This window comes from Streptomyces sp. SID12488, assembly GCF_010548275.1.
In the GTDB taxonomy this organism is placed as follows: domain Bacteria; phylum Actinomycetota; class Actinomycetes; order Streptomycetales; family Streptomycetaceae; genus Streptomyces.
Genome location: NZ_JAAGLT010000135.1, coordinates 1 through 430, shown reverse-complemented (window position 1 = coordinate 430; position 430 = coordinate 1). Strand labels below are relative to the sequence as shown.

1 protein-coding gene is annotated in these 430 nt (G+C 73.3%); it reads right to left on the bottom strand.

Annotation, left to right across the window (positions count from 1 at the left end):
- The coding region (locus tag G3I56_RS42855) for an NAD(P)H-binding protein (RefSeq protein ID WP_164418965.1) at window positions 1-364 on the bottom strand (364 nt) is incomplete at its 3' end.
- Window positions 365-430: the final 66 nt, after the last annotated feature.

Here is a 430-nt window from a genome sequence, read left to right as displayed (position 1 = left end):
GGTCCTCGGCGACGCCCTGGGTGGAGGTCGCCACGAAGCGCGTGATGCCCTGCTCGGCCATCACCGCCAGGGTGGCGCGCGCGGCGTCGGTCATGAAGTGCGGCGGGCTGACGGGCCTGGCCCACGGGTTGTCCGACGCGCGGGCGTTGTTCAGCACGCTGATGACGGCCTCGGCGCCTTCCGCCGCCCGGCGGATGTCGTCGATGCCGGCCGGCGTGCCCGCGACCAGCTCGACGCCAGCGGGTGCGTCGAGCGCGGCAGGGTCACGGACCAGGGCGCGGACCCGGTGCCCGCGGGCGGCGGCGTTGGACAGGACGTGGATGCCGGTGCGGCCGCTGCCGCCCAGCACGAGCAGGGTGCTCATGGGTGGTTCTCCTGTGGTGTCGTGAGAGTTACTGTCGGTGCGGTAACGGTCGGATCGGTAGGTAGG